General features: G+C 70.9%; 11 protein-coding genes and 1 riboswitch. Of the genes, 5 read left to right on the top strand and 6 right to left on the bottom strand.

Annotated features, from left to right (window positions below):
- Window positions 1–49: 49 nt before the first annotated feature.
- From AB5J55_RS31645 to AB5J55_RS31665, 5 genes are all read right to left on the bottom strand, one after another.
- The gene (locus tag AB5J55_RS31645) at window positions 50–730 is read right to left on the bottom strand and encodes a response regulator (RefSeq protein ID WP_369273874.1); all 681 of its coding nucleotides are present in this window, start codon (window positions 728–730) and stop codon (window positions 50–52) included.
- Entirely contained in the window at window positions 727–2,403 is a 1,677-nt protein-coding gene (locus AB5J55_RS31650) for an ATP-binding protein (RefSeq protein WP_369273875.1), read from the bottom strand. The genes AB5J55_RS31645 and AB5J55_RS31650 overlap by 4 nt, the downstream gene beginning before the upstream one ends.
- Window positions 2,404–2,510: 107 nt before the next feature.
- Window positions 2,511–3,452 carry a sucrase ferredoxin gene (locus AB5J55_RS31655; protein WP_369273876.1) on the bottom strand — a complete coding sequence of 314 codons (942 nt, stop codon included), beginning with the start codon at window positions 3,450–3,452 and terminating at the stop codon, window positions 2,511–2,513.
- A 220-nt stretch (window positions 3,453–3,672) separates the two neighbouring features.
- Window positions 3,673–3,909: a hypothetical protein gene (locus AB5J55_RS31660; RefSeq protein WP_031486357.1), complete on the bottom strand. Its 237-nt coding sequence runs from the start codon at window positions 3,907–3,909 to the stop codon at window positions 3,673–3,675.
- Window positions 3,910–4,012: 103 nt separating this feature from the next.
- Window positions 4,013–4,564, bottom strand: coding sequence for a DUF6082 family protein (locus tag AB5J55_RS31665; RefSeq protein ID WP_369273877.1), 552 nt, complete (start codon window positions 4,562–4,564; stop codon window positions 4,013–4,015).
- Between the two features lie 323 nt (window positions 4,565–4,887).
- Here AB5J55_RS31665 and AB5J55_RS31670 point away from each other — a divergent pair, with 323 nt between their 5' ends.
- Window positions 4,888–5,997 (top strand): GTP-binding protein, encoded by a 1,110-nt coding sequence (locus tag AB5J55_RS31670; protein ID WP_369273878.1) that lies wholly within the window; start codon window positions 4,888–4,890, stop codon window positions 5,995–5,997.
- On the opposite strand, the gene AB5J55_RS31675 is transcribed toward AB5J55_RS31670, so the two are convergent.
- On the bottom strand, window positions 5,994–8,450 hold the full coding sequence (locus AB5J55_RS31675) for a DNA topoisomerase (ATP-hydrolyzing) subunit A (protein WP_369273879.1): 2,457 nt from the start codon (window positions 8,448–8,450) through the stop codon (window positions 5,994–5,996). The two genes, AB5J55_RS31670 and AB5J55_RS31675, sit on opposite strands and share 4 nt — an antisense overlap.
- A 546-nt stretch (window positions 8,451–8,996) precedes the next feature.
- On the opposite strand from AB5J55_RS31675, the gene AB5J55_RS31680 reads away from it, so the two are divergent.
- The 4 genes from AB5J55_RS31680 to AB5J55_RS31695 all read left to right on the top strand — a co-directional run bounded on the left by AB5J55_RS31680 (window position 8,997) and on the right by AB5J55_RS31695 (window position 13,827).
- Complete coding sequence (locus AB5J55_RS31680; RefSeq protein ID WP_369273880.1) at window positions 8,997–10,376, top strand: M16 family metallopeptidase; 1,380 nt, start codon at window positions 8,997–8,999, stop codon at window positions 10,374–10,376.
- Window positions 10,373–11,761: a M16 family metallopeptidase gene (locus AB5J55_RS31685; RefSeq protein WP_369273881.1), complete on the top strand. Its 1,389-nt coding sequence runs from the start codon at window positions 10,373–10,375 to the stop codon at window positions 11,759–11,761. The genes AB5J55_RS31680 and AB5J55_RS31685 overlap by 4 nt, the downstream gene beginning before the upstream one ends.
- Window positions 11,762–11,974: 213 nt before the next feature.
- Window positions 11,975–12,137, top strand: a riboswitch (cyclic di-AMP (ydaO/yuaA leader).
- 13 nt (window positions 12,138–12,150) lie between these two features.
- Entirely contained in the window at window positions 12,151–12,933 is a 783-nt protein-coding gene (locus tag AB5J55_RS31690; RefSeq protein WP_369273882.1) for a M23 family metallopeptidase, read from the top strand.
- A 198-nt stretch (window positions 12,934–13,131) separates the two neighbouring features.
- Window positions 13,132–13,827 (top strand): GntR family transcriptional regulator, encoded by a 696-nt coding sequence (locus AB5J55_RS31695; protein WP_369273883.1) that lies wholly within the window; start codon window positions 13,132–13,134, stop codon window positions 13,825–13,827.
- Window positions 13,828–13,849 lie beyond the last annotated feature (22 nt).

A 13,849-nucleotide genomic window follows, 5' to 3' on the forward strand; every position in this document is an offset into this window, starting at 1 on the left:
CGTATGTAGGACGGGCACGGTTCCTTCCCCCGCCCCCACGGGCCGTGCCTCAGGCGCGGGTCGCCCACACGTAACGGTGTTCCGGGCGACCCGCGTCACCGTACTTGAGGGTGAGACGGGCCCGACCCGTGCGCTCCAGGAGCTTGAGATAGCGCTGGGCGGTCTGACGGCTCACTCCGGTCCGCTCGGCGATCTCCTGGGCCGACAGCGGGCCTTCGGCGTTCATCAGGGCGCGGCGTACGAGTTCCGCGGTGGTGGGGGAGTGGCCCTTGGGCAGGTCGGGCTCCGAAGACGCCGAAAGCGCTCCGAAGATGCGGTCCACCTCGGCCTGCTCCGCCTCGCCGCCGCCGTCCAGGGTGCGGCGCAGTTCGCCGTACGCCTCCAGCTTGGCGCGCAGGCCCGCGAAGGCGAACGGCTTGACCAGGTACTGCAGCGCCCCGTGCCGCATCGCCGCCTGGACCGTCGACACGTCCCGCGCCGCCGTCACCATGATCACGTCGGCCTGGTGGCCGCGCCGGCGCATCTCCTGGACGACCGAGAGGCCCGTCTCGTCGGGGAGATAGTGATCCATGAGGACCAGGTCCACCCGGGGCAGCTCCTCAACCCGACGAAGCGCCTCGGCCGCGCTGTGCGCCTCACCCGCCACGTGGAATCCCGGCACCTTCTCGACGTAGGCGGCGTTGACCCGCGCCACGCGCGTGTCGTCGTCCACGACCAGGACCTCGATCATCGCGACTCCTCCTCGGCGACGGTCTGCGCATCTGACGGCACGGCGAGGGCAGGCTCCAGATCCGGCTCGGCCAGTGCCTCGGGCAGGACGACGGTGAACTCCGCGCCGCCGCCGGCCGCCTCGTCCACCATCGCGCTGCCACCCTGCCGTTCGGCGAACCTGCGCACCAGGGAGAGCCCGATGCCGCGCTCACGGTGAGCCGGCGGCTTCTTGGTGGACCACCCCTCGGTGAAGATCAACTCGCGGTGCTCCTCGGGGATTCCCGGCCCCGTGTCGCGTACCCGGAGGGTCGCGGTCCGCCCCTCGGCACGCAATTCGACCTCCACGCGCGCGTGCGCGGTGCCCGCGGCGGCGTCCAGAGCGTTGTCCACGAGGTTGCCTACGATCGTGACGAGCCCCCTGGGGTCGATCAGCCGGTCCGGGAGCCCGGTGCGGTCCGACAGACGCAGCGCGACGCCCCGCTCGGCCGCCACGGTCGCCTTGCCGACCAACAGTGCGGCGAGCAGCGGGTCCTGGATCTTCTCGGCGACCTGCTCGGCGGTGTCCCGGTGGTCGCCGACCACCTCCCCGACGAACTCCACGGCGTCGTCGTACATCTCCAGTTCGAGCAGCCCGAGGAGCGTGTGCATCCGGTTGGCGTGCTCGTGGTCCTGGGCGCGCAGTGCGTCGATCAGGCCGCGCGTGGAGTCGAGTTCCCGGCCGAGCTGCTCCAGCTCGGTGCGGTCGCGCAGGGTGGCGACGGCACCGCCGTCGTCGGTGGGCATGCGGTTGGCGACCAGGACGCGCTGGCCACGGACCGTGAGCAGATCGGTGCCCGTCACCCGGCCGGCCAGCACGTCGGTCGTACGGCCCGCGCCGAGCGCCTCGTCGAGGGACCTGCCGACGGCCTCGTCGCCGAGACCCAGCAGGCGCCGCGCCTCGTCGTTGAGGAGGCGGACGTGGCCGGCGCGGTCCAGCGCCACGACGCCCTCCCGGATGCCGTGCAGCATCGCCTCGCGCTCCGCGAGCAGCGCCGAGATGTCGGAGAAGGCCAGGTCGCGGGTCTGCCGCTGGACCCGGCGGGAGATGAGCCAGGCGGCCAGCGCGCCGACCGCCAGGGCGCCGCCCGCGTACGCGAGCAGCCCCGGGATCGCATGCAGCAGCCTCGCCCGCACGCTGTCGTAGGCGATGCCGACCGAGACCGCCCCGATGATCCTGCCGTCGTCGTCGCGCAGCGGCACCTTGCCCCGGGCGGTGCGGCCCAGGGTGCCGTCGTCGATCTGCATGACCTCGTGACCGGCGAGGGCCTGGCCCGGGTCCGTCGAGACGATCCTGCCGACCTCGCCCGGGGTGGGATGGGACCAGCGCACCCCGCGCCGGTCCATCACGACGACGTATTCGGCCTTGGTCGCCTCGCGGATCCGCTCCGCCTCCCGCTGGACCGGGCCGCCGGTCGTCGCGGGGGTGCTCGCAAGATCCTCGGCGATATCCGGCTGCGCCGCGGTGGTCTGCGCGATCGACAGCGCGCGGCGCATCGCCTGGTCGTCCAGCTGGTCGCTGAGTGGTGCGAGGAACAGGCCGGTCGCGAGCACCGCGACTCCCGCGGCGATCGCCACCTGCATCAGCAGCACCTGCGCGAACATCCGCCGAGGCAGAGCGAGGCGCAGGCGACGTGCGGGGGGAGTGCGGCTCATACCCATGACGGTACGTGGGCCGGTCGGCGCTCCTGGAGGGGTGTGGCGTGGATCTCTTGATCGATGTCGGGCAGCCGGTCCACCTGATGGCGAGCCGACGCGTCTGATCAGCTTGCGAGTGCCGTCGTCACCCTGAGCTCACGCACCGCCACGACGTCCATCCGCGCGGGCGAGCCGAGCACCGAACCGCAGCTCGCCGGGCGTGGCGGTACGGATGCCTCCTGCGCGACGACGACCCGCCAGCGGCGCCCGTCCACGTGGGCGACCGTCACCTCCCAGCGCGGGGCCGCACCGTCCGTCGTTACGACACTCAGAGCTTCGGCGGCGTACTCACCCGCAGCCGAGCGCACGGCCAGCTCGGCCGCCTGGCCCGGGCGCTCCCAGGCCGAGTTCCCGCGACACCCCTCGACGACGATCCGGCCCTCCTGGACGCTGTGCAGGACATCCTTGACGGCGTGGGCCTGCGCCCGGCCGTAGGCGTAGCCGTACGGCAGCACGAGCAGCGTCGGTGAGAACCGGTGTCCGCCCAGATGGGTGACCTCCCAGACGCCGTCCACGCCGGAGGCGGCGAGCTCGGCCGCGAGCGGGCGGCCGAGGAGTGCGCAGCAGCGGTCCCGCTTGCCGTTGGTGCAGACGAGGGCGAGCGGGCCGCCGGTGTGGCGCCGTCCCTGGAGCGCCGAGCCGAAGGAGCGGTGGTCGCCCTTGCCGAGCGCGGCGAAGTCCAGGTCGAGCAGCTGCCGGGGGTCGCGGGTGGTGGCGGAGTGCAGCCATACGTTGCCGGGGGTGGTGTGAGCCACGTAGACCCGGCGCTCGGCCGGAATCCCGCAGTCGGCGTGCCGGCCGGGGCGGCGGATCAGCGCGAGGCGCACGCCCGTGCCCTGCGCGGCTGCCTCCAGGGCGCGGCCCAGGGCGGGATCCAGGTGGCTCTGCGTGAGCGCCTTGGCACCCCACGGGCCGGGCTGCTCGAGCAACAGCCAGGTCGTCGCGGTCGCCGCGGTCCCCGCGATGGGCTCGTCGAGGTCCTGCGAGACGGTTGAGCACGTACTCACAGAGGTGAGCCTAACCTGACTTGGGTGGCCATGGCGGCTCGAGGGGCTGACACACGTGTGGCCTGGAGCCGTTCTGGCGCCAGGCCTCATCGGTGGAGATCGAGCAGTGACGGGGTGCCGGCTGCTCGCCGGGTCGGTGGCCCGGCTCGCTGAACGGTTGCGCGCGGCCGGGGAGCGTGACGGTACGGGTCTGGGGTGGACGCGTGCTCGTGCGGTGGGCTCAGGCGTCGGGGATGTCTGCCTTGGCGCGGATGAGAGTCTCCCGGCTGACGATGACGATGCGCTCGTAGTCGGCGCGGGCGGCATCGGCGGGCAGTTCCGGCTCAAGCGCCTCGGTGGCCTCGGTGCCGATGACGGCGAAATTCCCGTCGCTGAGTTCGAACACGTCCGGGCAGGTAGCTCCTGAACTACTGCCACGGGCGCTTGGAGGCACACCGATGCGGCGCACGATCTTCAAAGGTACCGGTCCTTACGAACAAAAGGGCTGGGCATACTGGGTGGGGAGCAGGCTACTGGTGTTTCAGAGCCCCTTGTGGCTGGACGGCAAGAAAATCACTCGGTCAGTCGGTCGGCGGATCGCCGACCACCCACCACTCGTCCGTGTCGGATTCGTCGAGGTCCCGGACGAGGCCGTCCACCATGTGCCCCAGCTGGGCTTCCACCGATGAATCGTCCAGGCTGGCGCGCATGTGCCGCGATGCCTCCCAGTACTCGCGGAAGACCGGACTCTGGAAGAACTCCCGCAGACGTGTGTACAGCTCCTCCCGATCGAGCAGTTCCGCCTGGTACAGGTGGTAGAGGTGGACGTACCAGGCGTTGGCGTAGAAGAACTGACGTCGCCTCTCCGCCGGGATGCTTTGGTCGTAGGTGTCGATCACAGCGGCGAGGGACGGATCATCGATCGCCCTTGCCAGCAACTCCCAATGCATGCGCTGCTGATGTGCCAGAGCCGTTCGTCGGATCGCCAGCTCCTCGAGTTCCAGCTGCCGCTCGTGCTGACGCGCCTTCTCCCATCGCCACTGACGCGCTGCCAGCGTCACGGTTGCGGTGGTGGCCAGGAGCGCGAGCGTGGTGGAACCCAGCCTCCTTGCAGAACACTTCAGTGTGGCCATGTCAATTACCCCCGATCAAACGGCCGTCCGCCGGTCGTCGGGGTGCGGGTCGACTGGAGGGGACCGGCGAGCCGTGGGCGGCGCTTGCCGTCTCCCAGAGTGCCGAGCGGCTCTGATCGGCGGGGAGGCGGAGAGGCGGCGCACGGAGGGAAGCGAGGGTCGCACGCTCCAGCGCCATGCCCAACGTCTGCCCGGCAAGTGCTGCTAACAATCGTTCACTTCGCAGTGATTCTTCCGGCTCGTATCCTGGGTCGGCATTCAATCTTCGTACGCGCGCCGCCTCCGCGAGCCGGTGCACCCGTCGGCGTGAGAAAGGTCGCACGTTGAGTCAGCCGAGCCCCGGTCCGCAGCAGATTCCGGTCGTCGTTCTCGCCGGATTCCTCGGTTCCGGCAAGACGACTCTGCTCAACCACCTCCTCCATCGCAGCGGCGGCACCCGCATCGGCGCCATCGTCAACGACTTCGGCGCCATCGAGATCGACGCCATGGCCGTCGCCGGCGCGCTCGGCGACTCGACCGTCTCCCTCGGGAACGGCTGCCTGTGCTGTGCCGTCGACTCCAGTGAGCTGGACGGCTACCTGGAGCGGCTCGCCCGGCCCGCCACCGGCATCGACGTCATCGTCATCGAGGCCAGCGGGCTCGCCGAACCCCAGGAACTCGTGCGCATGGTGCTCGCCAGCGAGCATCCGGGCATCGTGTACGGCGGACTCGTCGAGGTCGTCGACGCCGCAGAGTTCGAGGGCACGCGCGCCAAGCATCCCGAGATCGACCGGCATCTCGCCCTCGCGGACCTCGTTGTCGTCAACAAGCTCGACCGTGCGGAGGACGGGGAGCGCGTCCTCGGGCTGGTCCGCGATCTCACCGACGGCGCTGCCGTCGTCCCCGCCACCTATGCCCGTATCGACCCGGAGTTCCTCTTCGACTGCCGGCCCGGTGAGGAGCGCATCGGGCAGCTGTCCTTCGATGACCTGCACCAGCACGACGAGTTGCATCCGCACGACGGCCCCCACCAGCACGACGACCTGCATGAGCGCGGCGAGGGCCACCCCGGTCATCTGCACACCGGATACGACAGCCTGCCCTTCACTTCCGAAGTCCCCCTCGACCCACGTCGGTTGATGGACTTCCTGGACAGCAGGCCGGAGGGGCTCTACCGCATCAAGGGGTACGTCGACTTCGGCCCGTACGACGTTCGCAACCGCTACGCCGTCCACGTCGTCGGCCGCTTCCTCCGCTTCTACCCGGAGCCCTGGCCGGCCGCCGACGACCGCCTCACCCAGCTCGTGCTCATCGGCTCCGGCATCGATTCCGCTGCCCTGGCCAAGGACCTGGAGGCGTGCAAGAGCGACGCCCCACACGCCGACGAGCACGGCATGTGGGGCGTTCTGCGCTACGTACAGGACCCGGAGGACGGGGTCGCCGAGGAGGTCTAGACCGGGCCGGCCACCACCGACACCGTCTTCGGCAGCGACACCCCGGAGCCGTCGCGGCGCGGGTCGATCTCCGGGAGTTCGGCCGGGGTGCCGTTCTTCTGCGCGGCCCGTGCCGGGACGGCGCCCGCCCAGGCCAGGGCCAGGCAGTCCTCGCCCTTCAGGAACCGCTGGCAGCGCACGCCACCGGTGGCGCGGCCCTTGCGGGGGTACTGGTCGAACGGGGTCAGCTTGGCCGTCGTCTGGACCGAGTCGTCCAGCGTGCCGCGCGAGCCCGCGACCGTGAACACCACCGCGTCGACCGCCGGGTCCACGGCCGTGAAGGAGATCACCTTCGCGCCCTCGGCAAGCTTGATGCCGGCCATGCCGCCGGCGGCGCGGCCCTGCGGGCGGACCTGCGAGGCCTGGTAGCGCAACAGCTGTGCGTCGTCCGTGATGAAGACCAGGTCCTCCTCACCCGTGCGCAGCTCGATCGCACCGACGATCCGGTCGCCCTCCTTCAGGGTGATGACTTCCAACTCGTCCTTGTTGGTCGGGTAGTCCGGCACCACGCGCTTGACGACACCCTGTTCCGTGCCGATCGCCAGGCCGGGGGAGGACTCGTCGAGCGTGGTCAGGCAGACCAGGGTCTCGTCGCCCTCCAGGGAGACGAACTCCGACAGGGGCGCCCCTCCCGAGAGGTTCGGACGCGCCGCGGTCTCCGGCAGCTGCGGCAGATCGACGACGTTGATCCGCAGCAGACGGCCCGTGGACGTCACCGCGCCCACCTCGCCGCGGGCCGTGGCCGGCACCGCCGAGAGGATCACGTCGTGCTTGGAGCGCTTCGCCTCGCCGTCCTCCGCGAACGGATCGCCGTTCGCCGTACGGGCCAGCAGACCCGTTGAGGACAGCAGCACCCGGCACGGGTCGTCCGCCACCTGAAGCGACACGGTGGCGACCGGCGCACCCGCCGACTCCAGCAGGACAGTACGGCGCTCGGTGCCGAACTTCTTGGCCACCGCGGCCAGTTCGGCGGAGACCAGCTTGCGCAGCTCCGCGTCGGAGTCGAGGATCCGCGTGAGCTCGGCGATCTCCTCGTTCAGCCGCTCCTTCTCCGCCTCCAGCTCGATGCGGTCGTACTTGGTGAGGCGGCGCAGCGGCGTGTCGAGGATGTACTGGGTCTGGACCTCGCTCAGCGAGAAGCGCTCCATCAGGCGTTCCTTCGCCTGCGCGGAGTTCTCGCTGGAGCGGATCAGGCGGATGACCTCGTCGATGTCCAGCAGCGCCGTGAGCAGGCCCTCGACCAGGTGCAGGCGGTCGCGGCGCTTGGTGCGGCGGAACTCGCTGCGGCGCCGGACGACCTCGAAGCGGTGGTCGAGGTAGACCTCCAGCAGCTCCTTCAGGCCCAGGGTGAGGGGCTGGCCGTCGACAAGGGCGACGTTGTTGATGCCGAAGGACTCCTCCATCGGCGTCAGCTTGTAGAGCTGCTCCAGGACCGCCTCCGGCACGAAGCCGTTCTTGATCTCGATGACCAGGCGCAGGCCGTGCTCGCGGTCGGTGAGGTCCTTGACGTCGGCGATGCCCTGCAGCTTCTTCGAGCCGACCAGATCCTTGATCTTGGCGATCACCTTCTCCGGACCGACCGTGAAGGGCAGTTCGGTGACGACGAGACCCTTGCGGCGGGCGGTCACGGTCTCGATCTCGACCGTGGCGCGGATCTTGAAGGTGCCGCGGCCCGTCTCGTACGCGTCCCGGATCCCGGCCAGGCCGACGATCCGGCCGCCGGTGGGCAGGTCGGGACCCGGGACGTGCTTCATCAGCGTTTCCAGATCCGCGTTCGGGTGGCGGATCAGGTGGCGGGCGGCCGCGATGACCTCGGAGAGGTTGTGCGGCGGCATGTTCGTGGCCATGCCGACGGCGATGCCGGACGCGCCGTTGACGAGGAGGTTCGGGAAGGCGGCGGGCAGCGCCACCGGCTCCCGCTCCTGGCCGTCGTAGTTGGGCGTGAAGTTGACCGTGTCCTCGTCGATCGACTCGGTCATCAGGCTGGTCGCAGCGGCCTGCCGGCACTCGGTGTACCGCATGGCGGCCGGCGGGTCGTCGTTGCCCAGCGACCCGAAGTTGCCGTGGCCGTCGACCAGCGGGACGCGCATCGAGAAGGGCTGGGCCATGCGCACCAGGGCGTCGTAGATCGACGCGTCGCCGTGCGGGTGCAACTTACCCATGACCTCGCCGACGACGCGGGCGCACTTCACATAGCCGCGGTCGGGGCGCAGGCCCATCTCGTTCATCTGGTAGACGATGCGACGGTGCACCGGCTTGAGGCCGTCGCGGGCGTCCGGCAGGGCGCGGGAGTAGATGACCGAGTACGCGTACTCGAGGAAGGAGCCCTGCATCTCGTCGACGACGTCGATGTCGAGGATCTTCTCCTCGTACGAGTCCTCGGGCGGCGGGTTCTTCGTGCTGCGGCGGGCCATCGCTGCCGGCTCCTCTGTTTCTGGTCGCTCGAGCGTTTGCGGATCTGACGCGGACCATTGTGGACCGCGGCACTGACAACCACCGACCAGGACCCGATGTTGGGCTCCGACCCGGCATCGCAGAAGTGTCGCCGACGCAGGGCCTCCCCCGCGACGGAGGGGAGGGGTGGGGCACGAACATCATTGTCCGGGACCGCGCTTGCGGCCGGAGAAGTCGAAGGCAAGCGGGCGCCGCGAGACCGTTCACTCGCCGGAGTGATCGGCGGGCACCGTGCCAGGTCGCGGGGGGTACGAGCCCGCGCATGTCCGGTGGGTACGGCCGGCGCGCGCCGGGCCGGCCCCGTTCGGCAGGGTCGCGGGAGGGGACGGTGAGCCGTGCTTGAGGGCCGTCCAGCGTGTCGACGCGGGCCCGCACTCACCCGCGTCCCGGCACGGCGTTCTGACCGGGAACTTCGCCGACCCTTCGGACGCTGCATACAGTGGCAGGAACTGAGCGCGAAGCGCTCGACACAACGCAGTGCACGCGACCGGAAGGACACCTTGCCCATGGGTCACACGGCCACACCGGAGGCACAATCCGGCGGCCTCACCGCCACGGAGCACCGCCTGGCCAACGGCCTGCGCGTGGTGCTCTCCGAGGACCACCTCACGCCGGTCGCCGCGGTCTGCCTCTGGTACGACGTCGGCTCCCGCCACGAGGTCAAGGGCCGTACCGGACTCGCCCACCTCTTCGAGCACCTGATGTTCCAGGGCTCGAGCAGCGTGAAGGGCACGGGCCACTTCGAGCTCGTCCAGGGCGCGGGCGGCTCGCCGAACGGCACCACGAGCTTCGAGCGCACCAACTACTTCGAGACCATGCCCGCCCACCAGCTGGAGCTCGCGCTGTGGCTGGAGGCCGACCGCATGGGCAGCCTCCTGGTGGCGCTCGACGAGGAGGGCCTGGAGAACCAGCGCGATGTCGTCAAGAACGAGCGCCGCCAGCGCTACGACAACGTTCCGTACGGCACGGCGTTCGAGAAGCTGACCGCCCTGTCGTACCCCGACGGGCACCCCTACCACCACACGCCGATCGGTTCGATGGCCGACCTGGACGCGGCCAGCCTGGAGGACGCCCGCGCGTTCTTCCGCACCTACTACGCGCCCAACAACGCCGTCCTGTCGATCGTCGGTGACATCGACCCGGCGCAGACGCTCGCCTGGGTGGAGAAGTACTTCGGCTCCATCCAGTCCCACGACGGCAAGCCCGCGCCCCGCGACGGCTCGCTGCCCGACACCATCGGCGAGCAGCTGCGCGAGGTCGTCGAGGAGAACGTCCCCGCGCGCGCGATGATGGCCGCCTACCGGCTCCCGGCGGACGGCACGCGCGAGTGCGACGCGGCCGACCTGGCGCTGACCGTCCTCGGCGGCGGCGAGTCCTCCCGCCTCTACAACCGGCTGGTACGCCGTGACCGTACGGCCGTGGCAGCTGGGTTCGGCTTGCTGCGTCTGGCCGGAGCGCCCTCCCTGGGCTGGCTGGACGTGAAGACGTCCGGCGACGTCGAGGTGCCCGTCATCGAGGCGGCCGTCGACGAGGAACTCGCCCGCTTCGCGCAGGAGGGCCCCACCGCCGAGGAGATGGAGCGCGCACAGGCCCAGCTGGAGCGCGAGTGGCTGGACCGGCTCGGCACGGTCGCCGGCCGCGCCGACGAACTGTGCCGGTACGCCGTCCTGTTCGGCGACCCGCAGCTCGCCTTCACCGCCGTGCAGCGCGTCCTCGACGTCACCGCCGAGGAGGTCCAGGCGGTCGCCCAGGCCCGTCTGCGTCCCGACAACCGCGCGGTGCTGGTGTACGAGCCGGTCGCCGACGAGGCCGAGGACCTGGAAGCAGCCGCCGACGGGGCCGCACCCGCCGGGACCACCGACGAGAACGAGGAGTCGGCGCAGTGACCGAGCTCGCCAGCATGGAGTTCCACCCGCAGCCCCAGGCCGGCCAGGCCCGGCCCTGGGCGTTCCCGGCACCGGAGCGCGGCAAGCTGGACAACGGCCTGACGGTCCTGCGCTGCCACCGCCCCGGCCAGCGCGTCGTCGCCGTCGAGGTCCTCCTGGACACGCCCCTGGAGGCCGAGCCGAAGGGCCTGGACGGCATCGCCACGATCATGGCGCGTGCCTTCTCGGAGGGCACCGACAAGCACACCGCCGAGGAGTTCGCCGCCGAGCTGGAGCGCTGCGGAGCCACGCTCGACGCGTACGCCGACCACCCGGGCGTCCGCGTCAGCCTCGAGGTGCCCGTCTCCCGTCTCCCGAAGGCGCTCGGCCTGCTCGCCGACGCGCTCAGGGCTCCCGGGTTCGAGGACGCCGAGGTCGAGCGCCTGGTGCGCAACCGCCTCGACGAGATCCCGCACGAGCTGGCCAACCCCTCGCGCCGCGCCGCCAAGGAGTTGTCCCGGCAGCTGTTCCCGGCGACCTCGCGCATGTCCCGCCCGCGCCAGGGCACCGAGGACACGGTCGCCGGCATCGACTCCGCCGGAGTACGTGCCTTCTACGAGCGCCATGTGCGTCCGGCGACGTCCACCGTCGTGGTCGTCGGCGACCTCACCGGCGTGGACCTCGACGCCCTCCTCGGCGACACCCTCGGTGCCTGGACCGGCTCCCCGGCCCAGCCCCGGCCGGTCCCGCCGGTGACCGCGGACGACACCGGGCGCGTCGTCATCGTGGACCGCCCCGGCGCCGTCCAGACGCAGTTGCTGATCGGTCGCGTGGGCCCCGACCGGCACGACCGCGTCTGGCCCGCGCAGGTGCTCGGCACGTACTGCCTCGGCGGCACCCTCACCTCCCGCCTGGACAAGGTCCTGCGCGAGGAGAAGGGCTACACCTACGGAGTGCGCGCGTTCGGGCAGGTCCTGCGCTCCGCCCCGGACGGCTCGGGTGCGGCGATGCTCGCCATCAGCGGCTCCGTGGACACCCCGAACACCGGTCCCGCCCTGGACGACCTCTGGAAGGTCCTGCGCGGTGTCGCCGACGGGGGACTCACCGACGCCGAGCGGGACTTCGCCGTGCAGAACCTCGTCGGGGTGGCGCCGCTGAAGTACGAGACGGCCGCGGCCGTGGCGGGCACGCTGGCCGACCAGGTCGAGCAGCACCTGCCCGACGACTTCCAGGCGACGCTGTACCAGCAGCTCGCCGCGACCGGCACCGTCGAGGCCACCGCGGCGGCCGTGAGCGCCTTCCCGGTCGACCGTCTGGTGACGATCCTGGTCGGCGACGCGGCCGAGATCCGGGAGCCCGTCGAGGCCCTCGGCATCGGCGAAGTCAGCGTCGTGGCTGCCGAGTAGGGGACTGGCGCGGCGCCGGAGACGGCACGCGTGCGTAGGGGCCCTGGCGACGGAAGAGTCACCAGGGCCCCTTTATGCCCGAATTGAGGGAGAGGTTGCCTGTCTGACCTGTGGGATGCACTACAAAAGGCAGGATCCGTTTGGGGATTGAAAGATGCCCCGTTTAGCGTCTTCCGGGCTGTCCGTCAGGCACTGCGCCGCGCCCGCGGCACCGGACAGCCATCGCCGAGTCCCCGTACGGCGCGAGCCAGGGGAGCCGGGGACCCATCGAAGTCCCTGGGGTGAATCGGACGCCCGCGCAGCCGCGAGGGGGTCCGTAGGAGACCTTCCTGCTCCGAACCCGTCAGCTAACCCGGTAGGCGAGAAGGAAGGAAAGGACCAGCCACTTCATGGCGTTCACCTGCGCCACCGGGAAGCGTCCCGCGGGGAAGCACCGTCGCCCCAGCCGCTTCGAGCGCACCACCGCCCGCGCCGCGGGCGTCGCCGCACTCACCGCCACCGGCGTCATCGGCACCCTGGCCGCCCCGGCGCTCGCCGCCGAACCGGCCGTCGAGCAGACCGGCCTCATCCCCGTCGTCGCCGTCGAGAACTCGATCGCCGACCAGATCGACGCCCAGGCCGCCGCCCAGGAGCAGGCCGCCAAGGAGGCCGCGGCCCGCAAGAAGGCCGCCGAGGAGGCCGCGCGCAAGAAGGCGGCCGCGAAGGCGAAGAAGGAGCGCGAGGCCAAGGAGCGCGCCGCCCGCGAGGCCGAGCGTAAGCGCCTGCTGTCCTACGTCGCCCCGATCTCCGGCTCGTACGTCTCCACGGGCTACAAGGCCGGCGGGGCCGTCTGGTCCTCCGGCAGCCACACCGGCGTCGACTTCCACGCAGCCAGCGGCACCTCGGTCCACTCGGTGGCCTCCGGCACCGTCGTGGAGGCCGGCTGGGGCGGCTCGTACGGCAATCAGGTCGTGATCAAGATGAACGACGGTACGTACACCCAGTACGGCCACATGTCGTCCATAGCCGTCTCGGTGGGCCAGACGGTCACCCCCGGTCAGCAGATCGGCCTGTCCGGCGCCACCGGCAACGTCACCGGGCCGCACCTGCACTTCGAGGCCCGCACGACGCAGGAGTACGGCTCCGACATCGACCCCGTCGCCTACCTGCGCTCGCACGGCGTGAACATCTGACGCTCCGCCGCTGACGCCCGCGCGTCTTCCGAAAGCCCCGGCTCCCCGAGCCGGGGCTTTCGGCGTTTCGAACGACCCGCTGTCCAAAAAATATCCATGGATTCCGGCCTCCCGTCGGAAATTCCCGCCGGTTGCAATAGAGTCACTGAACACACGTCATTCGTCGACGTTTCACGGGGATTAAGGCGGAGGTCGGTCATGCGTATTCCGGCGCACTCGGTATGCACCGCGATCCGGGACGACATCGTCGCCGGGGTCCACGCGCGCGGCGGCAGGCTCACCGAGGAACTCCTCGCCCGTCGCTACGGCGTCTCCCGCGTCCCCGTGCGGGAGGCCCTGCGCACCCTGGAGGCGGAGGGCTTCGTGGTGACCCGGCGGCACGCGGGCGCATGCGTCGCCGAACCGAGCGAGCAGGAGGCCTCCGACCTGCTGGAGATGCGCACCCTCCTGGAGCCGCTCGGCGCCTCCCGGGCCGCCCAGCGGCGCACCGAGGCCCATCTGAAGGTCCTGCGCGGCCTGGTCAGGCTGGGCCAGGAGCGGGCCAGGCGGGGGAACAGCGAGGACCTGCGCTCGCTGGGCGGCTGGTTCCACGAGACGCTGGCCCAGGCCTCCGGCAGCCCTGCCCTGACCTCGATGCTGACCCAGCTGCGGCACAAGATCGCCTGGATGTACGCCGTCGAGGCACCGGCCGACCCCGTGGAGTCCTGGACCGAGCACGGCGCGATCGTGGACGCGGTGGCGCGCGGCGACGGCGAGCGCGCCCGTGCGATCACGGCGCTGCACACCGAGCGCTCGATCTCCGCGCACCGGTTGCGCTTCGGCTCCCGCGGTGATCGCCCGGAGCGTGTGAGGAATTTGCAACATCCCGTAAACATGCCGAGCCTGCGGCATTAACACGGGCGCCGTATACAAAGAG

Source organism: Streptomyces sp. R11 (genome assembly GCF_041051905.1).
GTDB lineage: Bacteria > Actinomycetota > Actinomycetes > Streptomycetales > Streptomycetaceae > Streptomyces.

Bases quoted from the DNA above. Each gene is read 5' to 3' on its own strand.
- AB5J55_RS31690 (WP_369273882.1), top strand. From the start codon at position 12,151: ATGGCGTTCACCTGCGCCACCGGGAAGCGTCCCGCGGGGAAGCACCGT.
- AB5J55_RS31680 (WP_369273880.1), top strand. From the start codon at position 8,997: ATGGGTCACACGGCCACACCGGAGGCACAATCCGGCGGCCTCACCGCC.
- AB5J55_RS31675 (WP_369273879.1), bottom strand. From the start codon at position 8,450: ATGGCCCGCCGCAGCACGAAGAACCCGCCGCCCGAGGACTCGTACGAG.
- AB5J55_RS31645 (WP_369273874.1), bottom strand. From the start codon at position 730: ATGATCGAGGTCCTGGTCGTGGACGACGACACGCGCGTGGCGCGGGTC.
- AB5J55_RS31665 (WP_369273877.1), bottom strand. From the start codon at position 4,564: ATGGCCACACTGAAGTGTTCTGCAAGGAGGCTGGGTTCCACCACGCTC.
- AB5J55_RS31650 (WP_369273875.1), bottom strand. From the start codon at position 2,403: ATGAGCCGCACTCCCCCCGCACGTCGCCTGCGCCTCGCTCTGCCTCGG.
- AB5J55_RS31695 (WP_369273883.1), top strand. From the start codon at position 13,132: ATGCGTATTCCGGCGCACTCGGTATGCACCGCGATCCGGGACGACATC.